Origin of the sequence: Streptomyces sp. NPDC091376 (assembly GCF_044757085.1) — a bacterium.
GTDB lineage: Bacteria > Actinomycetota > Actinomycetes > Streptomycetales > Streptomycetaceae > Streptomyces > Streptomyces pratisoli.
In genome coordinates, this window is sequence record NZ_JBIVUF010000069.1 from 1 (window position 1) to 1,695 (window position 1,695).

The 1,695-nt window shown below is 69.3% G+C and carries 2 protein-coding genes; one reads left to right on the forward strand and one right to left on the reverse strand.

Annotated elements, in window-relative coordinates; genetic code table 11:
* Nucleotides 1-4: 4 nt before the first annotated feature.
* Nucleotides 5-583, reverse strand: a complete 579-nt coding sequence (locus ACIQMR_RS38350) for a TetR/AcrR family transcriptional regulator (protein ID WP_401397788.1) — start codon at nucleotides 581-583, stop codon at nucleotides 5-7.
* A 127-nt stretch (nucleotides 584-710) separates the two neighbouring features.
* Here ACIQMR_RS38350 and ACIQMR_RS38355 point away from each other — a divergent pair, with 127 nt between their 5' ends.
* Nucleotides 711-1,670, forward strand: a complete 960-nt coding sequence (locus ACIQMR_RS38355) for an NAD(P)H-quinone oxidoreductase (RefSeq protein WP_401397791.1) — start codon at nucleotides 711-713, stop codon at nucleotides 1,668-1,670.
* The last annotated feature ends 25 nt before the right edge of the window (nucleotides 1,671-1,695 follow it).

Genomic DNA, 1,695 nt, shown 5'->3' on the forward strand with positions numbered 1-1,695 from the left:
CGGACTACGGGCGGCACATCGCGGTGACCGCGCCCCGAACCAGCTCGTCGATCTCCTCGATGTCACCGCCCCGGGGCAGCTTTCCGTACAGGACCAGCGAAGCGAGGCCGTGGACCAGCGACCACCACCCGGCCAGAAGGGGTTCATGCGATTCCTGGGGCGCGTCGGTGCCGACCCGTGCCGAGATGGCGGCGTAGGCCGCGTCGCCGGCTGCCCTCACCTCCGGGTGGGCGGGACTGCACGGTCTGCTGAACATGAGCCGGAACAGGGCCGGGTGATCCAGGGCGTAGTGCACATACGCCTGGGCCAGGGCCACGGGCTCCTGGCCGGCGGGCGCTGCCTTCCCCGCGTCCAGGAGGATCCCGCGCAGTTCATGGAAGCCGTGCGTGGCGAGGGCGGCGAGCAGGGCCTCCTTGTCCGGGTAGTGCCGGTAGGGCGCATTGGGCGACACGCCGGCCCGACGGGCGACCGCGCGCAGCGACAGGGCGGCCTCGTCACTTTCCTCCAGCAGATCCAGGGCCGCACGCAGGCACTCGGCCCGCAGATCGCCGTGGTGATAGCGGCCGCCGCTCGATGTTGACACTGCACACTCCTGTCTCCTAATGTGCGCAGTGTACACATCGGGCTCCCTGGTGACCCAGTTCCGAGGGTGGATCTCAGCCCCTCGCGTCAGCCCTGTGAACCCCTCTGAGCCGTGTGAACGGAGCGCCATGAAGGCAATATCGATCAAGGAACCGGGTGGACCCGAGGTCCTGGAATGGATCGAGGTCGAGGACCCGCGGCCCGCGCCGGGTGAAGTCGTCGTCGACGTGGCGGCCAGCGCGCTGAACCGGGCCGACGTCGCGCAACGGATGGGCATTTACCCCGTGCCGCCGGGGGCGTCGCCGTACCCGGGGCTGGAGGTCTCCGGCCGCATCAGCGCCGTCGGCCAGGGCGTGACCGGCTGGCAGGTGGGGCACGAGGTCTGCGCACTGCTCGCCGGAGGCGGCTACGCGCAGAAAGTCGCCGTCCCTGCGGGGCAGTTGCTCACGGTGCCCAAGGGAATCGGTCTGGTCGAAGCCGCAGCCCTGCCCGAAGCGGTCACCACGGTGTGGTCCAACATCGTCATGACCGGCGGGCTGAAAGCGGGCGAGACCTTTCTCATGCACGGCGGGGCCGGAGGCATCGGCACCATGGCCATCCAGATCGCCAAGGCACTGGGTGCCCGTGTCGTCACCACCGTCGGGGGCGTCGAGAAGGCCGCCCGTGCGCGGGAACTGGGAGCCGACCTGTCGATCGACTACCGCACACAGGACTTCACCGAGTACGGCCCCTACGACGTGATCCTGGATGTCATCGGCGGTCGGTACCTCCAGCGCAACGTCCGGTCCCTGGCCGTCGGCGGACGTTTGATCGTCATCGGCCTGCAGGACGGCCTGGAAGCCCAACTCAACCTCGCCGAGCTGGTGTTCAAGCGCGCCGCCGTACACGGCACCACCCTGCGCTCCCGGCCCACGGCGCAGAAGACCGCGATCGTGGCCGAAGTGCAGAACCAGGTCTGGCCGCTGATCGAGAACGGGACCGTGCAGCTGGTCATCGACCGGACCCTGCCCATGGCCGAGGCCGCCGAAGCGCATCGACTCATGGACAGCGGCCAACACACCGGAAAGATCCTGCTGGTCAACGGCTAGAGCCGGCAGGCCGTCCGCCCCTGCT